Origin of the sequence: Actinoplanes sp. NPDC049598 (assembly GCF_040675435.1) — a bacterium.
Taxonomy (GTDB): Bacteria; Actinomycetota; Actinomycetes; order Mycobacteriales; family Micromonosporaceae; genus Actinoplanes.
In genome coordinates this window covers 200,921-213,905 of sequence record NZ_JBFAOX010000003.1, presented here as the reverse complement: position 1 = coordinate 213,905, position 12,985 = coordinate 200,921, and the positions used below count along the sequence as shown (strand labels likewise).

Annotated in this window: 16 protein-coding genes; 11 read left to right on the top strand and 5 right to left on the bottom strand. The window is 69.7% G+C overall.

Features of this window, described 5'->3' with window-relative positions; genetic code table 11:
* Positions 1 to 8: 8 nt before the first annotated feature.
* The gene (locus AB0J66_RS09670) at positions 9 to 590 is read left to right on the top strand and encodes a TetR/AcrR family transcriptional regulator (protein ID WP_364657883.1); all 582 of its coding nucleotides are present in this window, start codon (positions 9 to 11) and stop codon (positions 588 to 590) included.
* Here the strand turns inward: AB0J66_RS09670 and AB0J66_RS09665 are convergent.
* Entirely contained in the window at positions 581 to 1,072 is a 492-nt protein-coding gene (locus tag AB0J66_RS09665; RefSeq protein ID WP_364657880.1) for a MarR family winged helix-turn-helix transcriptional regulator, read from the bottom strand. The two genes, AB0J66_RS09670 and AB0J66_RS09665, sit on opposite strands and share 10 nt — an antisense overlap.
* 92 nt (positions 1,073 to 1,164) lie before the next feature.
* Between AB0J66_RS09665 and AB0J66_RS09660 the strand changes: the two genes are divergently transcribed.
* From AB0J66_RS09660 to AB0J66_RS09640, 5 genes are all read left to right on the top strand, one after another.
* Entirely contained in the window at positions 1,165 to 1,728 is a 564-nt protein-coding gene (locus tag AB0J66_RS09660) for an NAD(P)H-dependent oxidoreductase (RefSeq protein WP_364657878.1), read from the top strand.
* Between the two features lie 107 nt (positions 1,729 to 1,835).
* The gene (locus AB0J66_RS09655; RefSeq protein ID WP_364657875.1) at positions 1,836 to 2,723 is read left to right on the top strand and encodes a G5 domain-containing protein; all 888 of its coding nucleotides are present in this window, start codon (positions 1,836 to 1,838) and stop codon (positions 2,721 to 2,723) included.
* A gap of 94 nt (positions 2,724 to 2,817) precedes the next feature.
* Complete coding sequence (locus AB0J66_RS09650) at positions 2,818 to 3,549, top strand: methyltransferase domain-containing protein (RefSeq protein ID WP_364657872.1); 732 nt, start codon at positions 2,818 to 2,820, stop codon at positions 3,547 to 3,549.
* Positions 3,546 to 4,379, top strand: coding sequence for a nucleotidyltransferase domain-containing protein (locus AB0J66_RS09645; RefSeq protein WP_364657870.1), 834 nt, complete (start codon positions 3,546 to 3,548; stop codon positions 4,377 to 4,379). The genes AB0J66_RS09650 and AB0J66_RS09645 overlap by 4 nt, the downstream gene beginning before the upstream one ends.
* The gene (locus AB0J66_RS09640) at positions 4,376 to 5,104 is read left to right on the top strand and encodes a peptidase E (RefSeq protein WP_364657868.1); all 729 of its coding nucleotides are present in this window, start codon (positions 4,376 to 4,378) and stop codon (positions 5,102 to 5,104) included. Before AB0J66_RS09645 ends, AB0J66_RS09640 begins: the two co-directional genes overlap by 4 nt.
* On the opposite strand, the gene AB0J66_RS09635 is transcribed toward AB0J66_RS09640, so the two are convergent.
* Together AB0J66_RS09635 and AB0J66_RS09630 are read right to left on the bottom strand one after the other, a co-directional pair.
* A complete protein-coding gene (locus AB0J66_RS09635; RefSeq protein WP_364657865.1) occupies positions 5,101 to 5,463 on the bottom strand; it encodes a PH domain-containing protein in 363 nt (120 codons plus the stop codon). The genes AB0J66_RS09640 and AB0J66_RS09635 overlap by 4 nt on opposite strands.
* A gap of 24 nt (positions 5,464 to 5,487) precedes the next feature.
* Entirely contained in the window at positions 5,488 to 5,799 is a 312-nt protein-coding gene (locus tag AB0J66_RS09630; protein ID WP_364658671.1) for a pterin dehydratase, read from the bottom strand.
* 182 nt (positions 5,800 to 5,981) lie between these two features.
* On the opposite strand from AB0J66_RS09630, the gene AB0J66_RS09625 reads away from it, so the two are divergent.
* A complete protein-coding gene (locus AB0J66_RS09625; RefSeq protein WP_364657862.1) occupies positions 5,982 to 6,407 on the top strand; it encodes a (deoxy)nucleoside triphosphate pyrophosphohydrolase in 426 nt (141 codons plus the stop codon).
* Here the strand turns inward: AB0J66_RS09625 and AB0J66_RS09620 are convergent.
* The gene (locus AB0J66_RS09620) at positions 6,393 to 7,925 is read right to left on the bottom strand and encodes a long-chain fatty acid--CoA ligase (RefSeq protein WP_364657860.1); all 1,533 of its coding nucleotides are present in this window, start codon (positions 7,923 to 7,925) and stop codon (positions 6,393 to 6,395) included. The two genes, AB0J66_RS09625 and AB0J66_RS09620, sit on opposite strands and share 15 nt — an antisense overlap.
* A gap of 85 nt (positions 7,926 to 8,010) precedes the next feature.
* Positions 8,011 to 9,183: an acyl-CoA dehydrogenase family protein gene (locus AB0J66_RS09615; RefSeq protein ID WP_364657857.1), complete on the bottom strand. Its 1,173-nt coding sequence runs from the start codon at positions 9,181 to 9,183 to the stop codon at positions 8,011 to 8,013.
* A gap of 64 nt (positions 9,184 to 9,247) precedes the next feature.
* Here AB0J66_RS09615 and AB0J66_RS09610 point away from each other — a divergent pair, with 64 nt between their 5' ends.
* From AB0J66_RS09610 to AB0J66_RS09595, 4 genes are read left to right on the top strand one after another with little or no spacing between them, the layout of a single operon-like run.
* On the top strand, positions 9,248 to 9,862 hold the full coding sequence (locus AB0J66_RS09610) for a TetR/AcrR family transcriptional regulator C-terminal domain-containing protein (RefSeq protein WP_364657855.1): 615 nt from the start codon (positions 9,248 to 9,250) through the stop codon (positions 9,860 to 9,862).
* The gene (locus AB0J66_RS09605) at positions 9,862 to 11,271 is read left to right on the top strand and encodes an aldehyde dehydrogenase family protein (RefSeq protein ID WP_364657852.1); all 1,410 of its coding nucleotides are present in this window, start codon (positions 9,862 to 9,864) and stop codon (positions 11,269 to 11,271) included. Before AB0J66_RS09610 ends, AB0J66_RS09605 begins: the two co-directional genes overlap by 1 nt.
* Positions 11,268 to 12,356, top strand: coding sequence for an alcohol dehydrogenase catalytic domain-containing protein (locus AB0J66_RS09600; protein ID WP_364657849.1), 1,089 nt, complete (start codon positions 11,268 to 11,270; stop codon positions 12,354 to 12,356). Before AB0J66_RS09605 ends, AB0J66_RS09600 begins: the two co-directional genes overlap by 4 nt.
* A gap of 47 nt (positions 12,357 to 12,403) precedes the next feature.
* Entirely contained in the window at positions 12,404 to 12,973 is a 570-nt protein-coding gene (locus AB0J66_RS09595) for a DUF6886 family protein (protein ID WP_364657846.1), read from the top strand.
* The last annotated feature ends 12 nt before the right edge of the window (positions 12,974 to 12,985 follow it).

Here is a 12,985-nt window from a genome sequence, read left to right as displayed (position 1 = left end):
CTGTTCCCATGGCGAGGACGGCGGACAAGAAGGCGCAAGAGGCGGCGCTGTCGCGCGCGGTCTGGGACGTGCTCGGGCAGCAAGGGCTGGAGCGGCTGACCGTACGGGCGGTGGCCGCGGCCGCTGGATGTACGACCGGGCTCGTCATGCACCGGTTCCCCAACCGGCAGGCGCTTCTGCGGCATGCGCGGCAGTTGCTGCACGAGACGACGCGGGCGCGGGTGGAGGCGCTGGAGAAGGAGGCGCCGACGCCGCGGGAGGCCTTGCGGAACGTGTTGCGGCAAGGGCTGGCGACCGATGCCGAGACGCGTCACGAAAGTGTGGTCTGGATGGGCTTTCTCGCGGCTGCGGTGGCCGACGCCGAGCTGATCGAGATGCATCGGGCCAACAACCGGGCCTGGCGGGAGCGGGTCGAGCGGCTGGTCGGGGCGGCCGCGCCCGGGTGGCCGGCGAGCCGGGTCGCCGAGGTGGCGCTGGGGCTGATCGCGATGGCCGAGGGGGCCGCCGCCTTTGCCGCGGCCGATCCGGCGGCTTATCCCGCTGAGGTTCAGGAACGCATGCTGGACGCCGCGCTGGAGGCCTACTTCTGACGGGGGGCGTCGCCGGCGATCTCGTTGAGGGCGGCGGCCAGCTTGTCCAGGTCGAGGCCGGTGAGGTGGTCGAAGATGTGCCGGCGGACGCTGGCCAGGTGGGTCGGCCAGGCCTCGCGCAGGCGGGCCAGTCCCCGCTCGGTGAGCATCGCGTTCCAGCCGCGCAGGTCGTCCTTGCACTTCACTCTGTTCAGGTAGCCGAGCGACTCCAGCTTGGCCGCCAGCCGGGTCATGCCGCTCAGTGACATGTCGCACGCCTGGGCCAATTCGCTCATCCGCATGTGGCCCCGCGGTGATTCTGAGAGGTGCCGCAGCACCGTGTACTCGCTGGCCGACATCCGCTGCTCGCGCTCCAGATCGGCGTTGAGCTGGCGGGGCAGGAGTTGCAGCATCCGGCCGATGCCCCGCATGACTGCCTCCTCCGGGGCCGTCAGCGGAGTGAGACCCGGCGGCAGGGCCGGGTCGGGCGTTGTGGCGGACATGACATTGATCGTACGGCCGGATCGCAGGAATACTTCGTTGACGCAGCAAGTTTAGTGAGCGTCACATGAGTTCAACAGAAACGAGCGCAACCATGACCACCAAGATCGGCATCATCCTCGGCAGCACGCGTCCCGGCCGCAACGGCGAGGCCGTGGCCAAGTGGGTGCTGGACAACGCGTCCAAGCGCACCGACGCGGAGTTCGAGCTGGTGGACCTTCTCGACTACAACCTGCCCCACCTCGACGAGGCCATCCCGCCGTCGATGGGCCAGTACACCAAGCCGCACACCATCGAGTGGGCCAAGAAGATCGCGTCGTTCGACGGCTTCATCTTCGTCACCCCCGAGTACAACCACTCCACCTCCGGCGCGCTCAAGAACGCGATCGACTTCCTGTTCGCCGAGTGGAACAACAAGGCCGTCGGCTTCGTCGGTTACGGCTCGGTCGGTGGCGCCCGCGCCGTCGAGCACCTGCGCCTCATCGCCGGCGAGCTCATGCTGGCCGACGTCCGCGCCCAGGTCCTGCTGTCGCTCGCGACCGACTTCGAGAACTACAGCACCTTCCTGCCGGGCGCCCACCAGGAGGCGGCCCTGAACACCGTCCTCGACCAGACGGTGGCCTGGAGCACGGCCCTCAAGCCGCTCCGCAACGCCTGATCAAAAAGGACACAAAGCGGGGGGTGCTTGCATCCCCCGCTCCGGGCAGCACAATGCCTAAGGTGCAAAACCAGACAACTAGTGACTCTGTGCAGCAACTGCTTCAAATGCCACGAAAGTCTTGGTGGGCCCGGCTGCCGTTCGGCGTACGGATGGCGGCCGGCGGCGCTGCCCTGCTGGTAGTGACCTCGGCGGCGGTGGGTGGGGTGGCCGCCCTGACAAAGGACGACCCGGCCGCCCCGCGGATCGTCACCGCCGTCGGGCAGGACGCCACCTCTCCGGCCGGAACGAGCCAGGAGCCGGCGGCGCCGCCGCATCAAAGGACCAAGCCGCAGTACGACGCCGCGGCGAGCCTGCCCCGCACGAGTGACCAGGCGGACCGCACCGCCACGCGAGCGCCCAAAGCGGCGGCGCCCAAGAGCACGCGGGCCAAACCTCAGAGGTCCGTGCCGCAGCAGCAACAAAATCACCAGCAACCGCCCGCGGCGCCCGCCCCGCCGCCCGTGGTTGCCGCCGGAGACCCGCGTCCCGTGCTGACCACCCGCACGGAGATCGAGACGCGGCCGATCCCGTTCCAGACCCAGCTCGTCCGCGACCCCTCCCTCCCGCGCGGCGCCAGGAAGATCCGGACCGCCGGGGTGGCCGGCGAGGAGACCCTGCGCTACCTGGTCACCTTCACCGACGGCAAGCAGACCGAGCGCCGCCTGCTCGACAGCACGGTCACCAAGCAGCCGCAGGACCGCGTGATCGCGTTCGGCTCCAGGCGTGGCCCGGCCGGAGGCGGCCACCGCGGCCCGCTCGGTGGCGGTGCGGGTCACCGGCCGCCCAAGGGCTGCGACGACCTCTGCCTGCCGCTCGGCCGCTCGGCCAACTGCCGCCACGAGGAAAGCGAGGAGAGCGCGGTCCAGCTCGGCGGCTCGGTCACGATCCTCGACCAGGACATCGCCCTGCTCAACGCCGAAGCCCTCGGAGATCTCACGTGCCGTTCGAAGTAAGCCGAGCCCTCGGAAATCTCACGTGCCGTTCGAAGTAAGCCGAACCCTCGGAAATCTCACGTGCGGTCCGCGACGGGGCCCCGCAAACTAGGGCGTGGATTTCGACGAACTGCTCGACGAGGCCGCGGCCGTCCCCCTCGAGGGTTGGGATTTCTCCTGGTTCGACGGCCGCGCCACCGAGCAGCGCCCCTCGTGGCATTACGCCGACCGGGTGGCCGAGCGGCTGGCCCACGCCAAGACGGCGCTCGATCTGCAGACCGGCGGGGGCGAGGTGTTCGCGTACGCCATCGGCCGGACCCCCGGAAAGCGCAAGCTGGTCGCGACGGAAGCGTGGCAACCGGAGGTGGCCGCGCGCAATCTGCCGGCGCTGGTCGTGAAAGCGGACGACCGTCTTCCCTTTCGCGATGCCACGTTCGACCTGGTGGTGAGCCGTCATCCGGTGAGCACGCCCTGGGCCGAGATCGCGCGGATCCTGCGCCCCGGCGGCATCTTTCTGTCCCAGCAGATCGGCCCGGGCACCAATCGGGAATTGTCCGAGGCCATGCTCGGCCCCCTTCCGCCTCCGGCGACGAATCACCCCGGGCAACTCGCGGCGGCGGCTGAGGGCGCCGGCTTGGAGCTTCTGGAGGTACGCGCGGAACGCCTGCGGGCCGAGTTCTTCGACATCGCCGCGGTCGCTTATTTCCTGCGGAAGGTGATCTGGACCGTGCCGGACTTCACCATTGCGAAATATCGCGACCGGTTGCGGGCCGTGCACGACGAGATCAGCGTGAAAGGCATGTTCGTCTCGCACGCGCAGCGGGTCCTGATCGAGGCGCGCCGATGAGCCTGACCGACGCCCGGCTGGCCGAGATCGCCGCCGAGCTGATCCGCGTGCCCGGCATCGCCGCGGTGGCGCTGGGCGGCAGCCGGGCCCGCGGCACGCACGGGCCCGACTCCGACACCGACCTCGGGCTGTACTACCGCCGGCCGCTCGACGTCGACCGGCTCGCCGAGGTGGCGAAAACCATCGCCGGGCCGGCGGCGCAGGTCACGGAGCCGGGCGGGTGGGGGCCCTGGGTGGACGGGGGCGGCTGGCTCGACGTCGGCGGTCACGCGGTCGACCTGATCTACCGTGACCTCGACCGGGTCACCGCGGTCTGCGACGACGTCGAGCACGGCCGCTATCGGTTCCACGTGCAGGCCGGGCATCCGCTCGGGTTCGCCGATCACGCGTACGCCGGGGAAGTGGCCCTGGCCCGGGTCCTGACCGATCCGGCCGGGGAGCTGGCCGGGCTGCGGAAACGCCTGCGGGTCTACCCACCCGCGCTGGCCCGGGAGCTGGTCGCCGGGCTGTGGGAGGCCGATTTCCTGGTGATGCTGGCTCGCAAGGGCGTGCCCCGCGGCGACAGCGCGTACGTCTCCGGCTGTCTGTTCCGCCTGGTCGGGGTGTGTGCGCAGGCCCTGCACGGCGCGGCCGGCCACTGGCTGATCAACGAGAAGGGGGCGGTCGCCGCGGCGGCCGCCCTGCCCGGCGCCCCGGCCGGCTTCGCACAACGAGTGGACAAGGCCTTCGCGGCGGTCGACGGCGATCCGTTGCGGCTGCGGGTGGCGATCGACATCGCGGCCGACCTCGTGCTCGACACCGTGGATGCGTGCACGATGATGATGCGATGACGGCCGATGAACCCACCATCCTCGCCACGAGCGCGTTCTTCGAGGTCGGCCGGTTCGGCGACTTCGCCTGGCGCCCCGGCAAGATCCATCGGCTGGCGGCCGAGCTGGCCAACGTGTCCCGGCCCCGGATCTGCTTCCTGACCCAGGCCAGCGGCGACTTCCCGGGCGTGATCGGCGCGCATTACGCCGCCTTCGCGCGGACCGAGTTCGAGGCGTCGCACCTGCAGCTCATCCCGATGCCGAACGTGCCGGACATCCGGGCCCACCTGCTCGAGCAGGACATCATCTGGGTGCACGGCGGCAGCGTGGCCAACCTGTGCGCGCTGTGGCGGGTGCACGGCGTGGACGAGATCCTGCACGAGGCCTGGCAGGCCGGCGTGGTGCTGGGTGGCGTCTCGGCCGGCTCGATCTGCTGGCATCAGGGCGGCAGCACGGACAGCTTCGGGCCCGACCTGCAAGCGTTCACGGACGGGCTGGGCTGGCTTCCGTACAGCAACGGCGTCCATTACGACGCCGAGGAGCAGCGCCGCCCGAAGATGCACGAGCTGATCGCCAACGGGACGCTCGGTGACGGTTACGCCACGGATGACGGTGCCGGCCTGGTCTATCGCGGCACGACCCTGGCCGAGGTCGTGGCCGACCGGCCGGGGCCGCGCGGTTACTCGCTCCGCAAACAGGACGACGGGTCCGTGACCGAGACGCCGCTGCCCACGAGGGTGCTCTAGCTGGCGTAGTGCAGGATCACGTTGTGCACGTGGTGGGTCTTGTCCGAGCCGCGGAACTCGACCTCGTACGTGTGCTGGCCGACGGTGATGGCGATGGTGCCGGTGGAGAAGAACTGGCCGGCCCAGCTCTTGTTGCTGACCACGCTCACGCTGCTGACCTTCGAGTACGGGATGCTGGTGATCGCGAAGCGCTTCCCGACGAAGGACTTGTCCTGGATGATCACGCGGCGGTTGGTGAGCCCGATGAAGCCGGTGCCGGCGCCGATGGCGTCGTAGACGGCGATGATCGTCTCGCCCTCGAGCAGCCCGCTCTGGACCTGCTCGTACTGGCCCTTGCTGTCGTAGATCACTTCACTCATGGGGCCGAGCGTAGCGATGTGGGGCTATTGCGGGGTTGTCACGGTGCGGTAGAAATCCTCGATCCGGGCGGCCAGGGCGACCTCACCGTCGGTGAGGGTGTCGCCGTCTCGATCGCCCAGACAGATCTGTGTGTGACCGTCGGTTCGCCGGATGTTGGGTCGAATGCGCAGTGTGTCCGCCGCCACCTTGATCCGCTCCGTCAATGCGGCATGCTGACTGTCGTCGCATGCCAGCTCGCGCCGGAGCTGGACGCCGTCGCGCGTCCACTCGCTCAGCACGGTCAGAGCGTCGGTTAGGTAGTCGGAGCGGTTCACTCGCTGTCTTCTGGCCCGCATCGCCATCCCCCCAGGCGTCGTTGCCGGCTTGTGGCCAAACTGTCGCCGTGTCGTCATGGTCGGTGCCTCACAGTCTCGCTCGCCGGGACAAGCATGTCCACGCCCACATATATGTGTTTGCGTGACGATCGGGACGGCTCGGGCACCCGGAACGGCAAACTTTTGTGGAAAGCTCTGATCTCATGCGGCCGGAACAGGATGTCAAGTCACCTAAGTCACGCAGAGTCATAGTGGCGGCGGTGATCATCAACGAGGGCCGCGTCCTCGCCTGTGAGCGCTCGGCCCCGCCCGAGGTGGCGGGCCGCTGGGAGTTCCCGGGCGGCAAGGTCGAGCCGGGCGAGACCGAGGAGCAGGCCCTGGCCCGCGAGTGCGTCGAGGAGCTGGGGGTACGCGTCGAGGTCGGCCCCCGGGTCGGCCCGGACGTCTCGCTCGCCCACGGCCGGGCCGTCCTGCGGGTCTTCAACGCGCGGCTGCTCGGGGGCGACATGCCGCGGGCGCTGGAGCACACGTCCATGCGCTGGCTCGGGGTTGACGAGCTGGACAGCGTGCACTGGCTGCCCGCGGACAAGCCGATCGTCGCGGAACTGCCGGGGTTACTGAGCGTCTGAGCCGTACGTCTTGCGCAGCTCCCGCTTGAGGACCTTGAAACTGGGGCCGAGCGGGAGCGTCTCGGCGAACCGGATCTGGCGTGGGTACTTGTGCTTGCCGAGCTTCTCGCGGGACCACTCGATGAGTTCGTCGGCCGTGATGCTGCCCTCGTCGGTCACCACCACCGCGCAGATCTCCTCGCCGTGCACCGCGTCGGGCACGCCGATCACGGCCACCTGATGCACGGCCGGGTGCCGGGCCAGCGCCTCCTCCACCTCGCGCGGATAGACGTTGAAGCCGCCCCGGATCACCAGGTCCTTCTTGCGGTCGACGATCGCGATGAACCCGTTCTCGTCCTTGGTGCCGAGATCGCCCGTACGGAACCAGCCGTCGACCACCGCTTCCCGGGTCGCCGCCTCGTTGTTGAGATAGCCGGCGAACACGTTGTGACCGCGGATGACGATCTCGCCCAGCTCGCCGTCGGGCAGGAACTCGATCCGCTCGTCGATCTCGGGCCGGGCGATCTCCACCTCGACGCCCCAGATCGGGTGGCCGACCGTGCCCGGTTTCGTGCCGAACGCCGGCTGGTTGGTGGTCGCGGTCGGTGAGGTCTCCGAGAGCCCGTACCCCTCGAAGATCTCCGCGTGGAAGGTCTCGCTGAACCGCTCCAGCACGGCGACCGGCAGGGAGGCGCCGCCGGAGACGCAGAGCCGCAGGTCGGGCAGCTTTTCGGCCTTCGGTGCGGCCTCCAGCAGGCCGATGTACATGGTCGGCACGCCGTGGAAGATGGTCACGTTCTCCTTGACCATCAGCTGGATGGCGGCCTCGCCGGTGAAGCGGGCGAGCAGCACGATCGTCCCGCCCAGGCGGAACGTGCCGTTCATCCCGACCGTCTGGCCGAAGGTGTGGAACAGCGGCAGACAGCCCATCACCACGTCGTCGGCGTGCAGGTCATGGATGTCGAAGACGTTGACCATCGTGTTCATCACGAGGTTGAGGTGGGTCAGCAGGGCGCCCTTGGGCTTTCCCGTGGTGCCGCTCGTGTAGAAGATGACCGCGACGTCCTCGGCCTCGCGGCTGACATAGGTCCGCAGCGGTGTCGTGACGGCTTCCTCGAGGCGGTCGATGCCGGGCACGGCCGGCCCCACGGAGACGACGCCGACCTCGGCCAGCTTGGCCGCGGCGGCCGCGTTCTCCAGCTGCGAGGAGTGCGCGACCAGGAGCTTGGCCCCGCTGTCCCGCAGGACGTACGCGTTCTCCTGGGGAGTCAACAGCAAATGCATCGGTACGATCGTCGCCCCGACCGCCAGCGTCGCGTAGTACACGCGGGGGAAGTCGGCGAGGTTGGGGATCTGGATCGCGACGACGTCGCCGGGGCCGATGCCGAGCGCTCGCAGCCCCGAGGCGTACGCCAAGGTCTGTTGCCAGAGATCGCGATAGGTGATCCGTTCCGTGGTGACGCTGTCGATCACGGCGATCTTGTCGGGGTACTTACGAGCCGACTCGGCCAGGACGGTGGCGAGCGACAGTTGGGTCATACTGAGCCCACCTCCGGCATGCCCTTCTGGCCCTCGTCTGCGAGGCCGTCTATATGTGCGGCTGAGTGCCACTCGGTGCAGTCGGTCATGCCAAATGCCCTCCGATCTTGGTGTAACCACGCAGCAGGTCCCGCGAGATGATCAGGCGCTGCATCTCGTCGGTGCCTTCATAGATACGCATAAGTCGCACCTGGCGGTACCACCGTTCGATCGGAAGCTCGCGGGTGTAGCCCATGCCGCCGTGGATCTGCATGACCCGGTCGACGACGTCGTTGACCATCTTCGCGCCGAACAGCTTGGCCATCGAGGAGGAGTGCCGCGGGTCCTCCCCCTGGTCGACCGTCCACGCGGCGCGCAGGATCAGCCAGCGGGCGGCCTCGATCTCGACCTCGGAGTCGGCGATCATCCACTGGATGGCCTGGTTCTCGCCGATCCGCTTGCCGAACGTCTCCCGGGTGTTGGCGTAGTCGATCGCCATGCCGAGCGCCCGCTCGGCGATGCCCAGCGCGTTCGACGGGATCAGGTAGCGGCCCTTGCCGATCCACTTCATGCCCAGCTCGAAACCCTGGCCGATCTCGCCCAGGATGTTGCGCGCCGGCACCCGGACGTCGTCGAAGACCAGCGCCGCCGGCCCGCCCTCGCCCATGGTCTGGATGAACTCGGAGCGCCAGCCCATCGAACGGTCGACCAGGAACGCGGTCGTGCCGCCGCCGCGGACGCCCTTCTCCCTGTCGGTGACCGCGACGACGATGACGAAATCGGCGTCGTTGCCGTTGGTGATGAACGTCTTCTCGCCGTTGAGCACCCAGTCGTCGCCGTCCCGGCGGGCGCTGAGCTTGATGTTGGCCGCGTCCGAGCCGGCGCCGGGCTCGGTGATGGCGAAGCAGGAGATCCGCTCACCCTCGATCGTCGGGATCAGGTACTCCTTCTTCTGATCCTCGTTGGCGTAGTAGAGGATGTTGTCCGCCTCGCCGCCGAACTTGAACTGGACGAAGGTGCGGCCCACCTCGGTCCAGATCAGCGACTGCAGGACGGCCGGGAGGTTCATCCCCCCGTACTCCTCCGGGGTCGACAGGCCCCAGAAGCCGAACTTCTTGGCCTTTTGCTGCAGCTCCCGCAGCTCGCTGAGCTCCAGGCCGGGCTGGTGGCGGCGCTCGCGGAGCAGCGCCTCCTGCTCCAGCGGCATGACCTCGCGGGTGATGAACTGGCGGGCGGTGTCGCGAATCGCGCGTTCCTCGTCGGTGAGCGAGAAGTCCATGTGCTTTAAACTAGCGGTGTAAGTTTTAACACGTCCAGTGCAAGTTTTTCGTGGGGAGACCGACTTGGCGCGGCCGAGACAGGCCTTGTTGACGCGGGACAGGATCGTCGAGGCGGCGTCGGCGCTGATCGACGCCGAGGGGCTCGACGCGCTCTCGATGCGCCGGCTCGCCACTGAGCTGGGGGTCCAGGGGCCGTCGCTCTACAACCACTTCGCCACGAAGGCCGAGATCGTCGACGCCGTGGCCGACGCGGTTGTCTCGAAAGTCGATTTGTCAGCTTTCGGCCGTTGCGAGTGGCCTTACGCGTTGCGGAGCTGGGCCAAGTCGTACCGAGCCGTGCTGGCTGAGCATCCGAACATCGTGCCGGTGCTCGCCCAGGGCCCGGGCCGTCGTCCGGCCGGCCTGGCCATGGCCGAGGCCGTGTACGGAGCCCTGGTCGAGGCCGGCTGGAGCTACGCCCGGGCCACGCACATCGGCGCGCTGATGCGCTATCTGGTCACCGGGTCGGCGCTGGGCTCGTTCGCGCTCGGCTTCGACGTGGATCCACAGCTGTACGAACGTTATCCACACCTGCACCACGCCCCGCGCCTGGCGGAGCATCATGAGGCCGTGGACGAGGGCGCCTTCGAACTCGGCCTGGACCTGCTGATCACCGGACTAGAGATGGAGAGCCGCTGATGACATCGCTCGATCGCCCACACCTCTACCTCGGTGGGGAGTGGGTCGCGCCCGCCTCCACCGAGACCATCGCGGTGGAGAATCCGGCGACCGAGGAGGTCCTGGCCCACGTCCCCGCCGGCACCCCGGAGGACGTCGATCGCGCCGTCGCCGCCGCCCGGGCCGCTTTCGGCGGCTGGGCCGCCACCCCGATGACCAAGCGGGCCGAGGTGCTCGACCGGCTGCACACCTCGCTCGCCGCCCGGGCGGGCGACATCGCCAAAACCGTCGGGCTCGAGCTGGGCACGCCGCTCAAGGTGGCCCAGCGGGTCCAGGCCGGCCTGCCCCTTGCGGTCCTCCGGGGGTACGCGGACACGGCCGCCCGTCCCGTCGAGGAGGAGACGATCGGCAACTCGCTGATCGCGCACGAGCCGGTGGGCGTGGTCGGCGCCATCACCCCGTGGAACTACCCGCTGCACCAGGTCGTGGCCAAGGTCGCCGCGGCCATGGCGGCCGGCTGCACGGTGGTGCTCAAGCCGAGCGAGTTGACGCCCCTGGTGGCCTACCTGCTGTTCGACGCGGCCGAGGAGGCGGGCGTGCCGGCCGGCGTGCTCAACCTGGTCACCGGCACCGGCCCGCGGGTCGGCGCGGCCATCGCCGGACACCCCGATGTGGACATGGTGTCGTTCACCGGCTCGACCGCCACCGGCCGGGCCGTCGCCCACGCCGCGGCCGACCGGATCGCCAAGGTCGCGCTCGAGCTGGGCGGCAAGTCGGCCAACGTCATCCTGTCCGACGCCGACGTGACGAAGGCGGTCAAGGTCGGGGTCGGGAACGCGTTCTTGAACTCGGGCCAGACCTGTACGGCGTGGACGCGCATGCTGGTGCACCGCGACCACTACGACGAGGCCGTCTCGCTCGCCGCCAAGACCGCCGCCGGCTACTCCGTGGGCGACCCGTTCGACGAGTCCACGCGTCTGGGGCCGCTGGTTTCGGCCTCCCAGGCTTCTCGCGTCCGGGGTTTTGTCGAGCGGGCCTCCGCTCGACTGGTGGCCGGCGGACTCGACGCGCCCGTCCCGTCCAAGGGACATTTCGTCGCGCCGACCGTCTTCGCCGACGTGGACCCGGGCAGCGAGCTCGCCCAGGAGGAGATCTTCGGGCCGGTGCTGTCGATCATTCCGTTCTCGTCGGACGACGAGGCGGTCGCGATCGCCAACAACTCGAAGTACGGGCTGGCCGGCGGTGTGTGGGGCTCGGAGGATCGAGCGCTGGCGGTGGCGCGGCGTCTCCGGACCGGCGCGGTCGACGTCAACGGCGGGGCGTTCAACCCGCTCGCGCCCTTCGGGGGTTACAAGCAGTCCGGTGTCGGCCGTGAGCTCGGCGAGTACGGTCTCGCCGAATTCCAGCAGGTGAAGGCGATCCAGCGATGACCAAGTGGTTCAACGGGCTCGTCCTGACCGAGCCGGCCGCCCGGCCCGCGGTGGCCGAGCTGCACCTGCCCGAGGTCGGCCCGGGCCAGGTCCGCATCGAGGTGCGCGCGGCCGGCGTCTGTCACTCCGACCTGTCCATGGTCAACGGCACCATCCGCCCGTCGTACCCCCTGGTCCTGGGTCATGAGGCGGCCGGCGAGGTGGTCGAGGTCGGCGAGCGGGTCACCCGGGCCGCGGTCGGCGACCACGTGGTGCTCAACTGGCAGCCGGCCTGCCGCAACTGCTGGTTCTGCGGCAACGGCGAGCCGTGGCTGTGCTCGACGTCGTCCGGGGTGGCCTCGCTGGAGAACGGCGTGACCCTCGACGGCGTGCCGGTGCACGTCGGCCTCGGCCTGGGCGCGTTCGCCGAGCAGGTCGTCGCCCCGGAGAACGCGGTGATCCGGATCCCCTCCGAGCTCGACTTCGAACGGGCGGCCCTGCTCGGCTGCAGCGTGCTGACCGGCTTCGGCGCCGTCCGCAACACGGCCCAGGTCGCCGCCGGCGAGTCGGTCGTGGTGATCGGTCTCGGCGGGGTCGGCCTGTCGGTGGTGGCGGCGGCCCGCGCGGCCGGCGCCACCGAGGTCATCGCGGTCGACGTCTCCGAGGCCAAGAAGGGCTTGGCCGAGGCGGCCGGCGCGACCGACTTCGTGGTCTCCTCCGAGACTCTCTCCAAGGAGATCCGGGGCCGTACTTCCGGTCGCGGCGCCGACCACGCCTTCGAGTGCGTGGGCCGCGCGGCCACCATCCGGGCCGCCTGGCGGGCCACCCGCCGCGGTGGGAAGGTGACGGTCGTCGGCATGGGCTCGAACGACGACCTCGTGTCGCTGTCGGCCCTGGACATCTTCTCGTCCAACCGCACGCTGCGCTCGTCCGTTTACGGCCAGGCCGACCAGGACGTCGAGATCCCGGCCCTGGCCGCCGACGTGCTGGCCGGCCGGCTCTCCCTCGACCACCTGATCACCGACCGGATCGAACTGGCCGGCGTCCCCGACGCCTTCGACCGCATGTCCCGCGGCGAGGGCGCCCGCTCCGTCGTGGTCATCTGAGGCGTTATTCGGAGGTCTCGGGCGCGTCCATGGGTTAGAACCGGTGGATGCGACCCGAGGCCGGCCAGGTGCTGCACTTCTCCGAGGACCCGACGATCGAGCTGTTCGTCCCGCACGTGGCGCCGACGTCGCGGGAGACCGAGGCGTACGTCTGGGCCGTGAACTATGACCGCGCGCCCGACTACTGGTTCCCACGGCAGTGCCCCCGGGCCATGGCCTGGGTGCGCGACGGCACGTCCGATGTGGACCAGGACCGCATCGTCGGCGCCGGCTGCGGCGACCGGGTGCACGCCATCGAGTACGCCTGGTGGGACGCCATGCGCACCACCAAGCTGTACGCCTACCGGCTCCCGGCCGCGCCGTTCCACCCGATCGGCGAGCCGCCGGCCGATCCGCATGCCGAAGTCGCCACCGAGCCGGTGCGCCCGCTCGGTCCGCCCGAGCCCGTGGGCGACCTCATCGAGTGCCACGCGGCCGCCGGGATTCAGCTGCGCCTGCTGGACAACCTCTGGTCGTTCTGGGACCAGGTCATCACCAGCACGCTCGGCTTCAGCGGCATCCGCCTCCGCAACGCCCGCCCCCGCCCTGGCGGCGGCGCGGACGACACGTCCACCTAGTTCCTCGGCCGC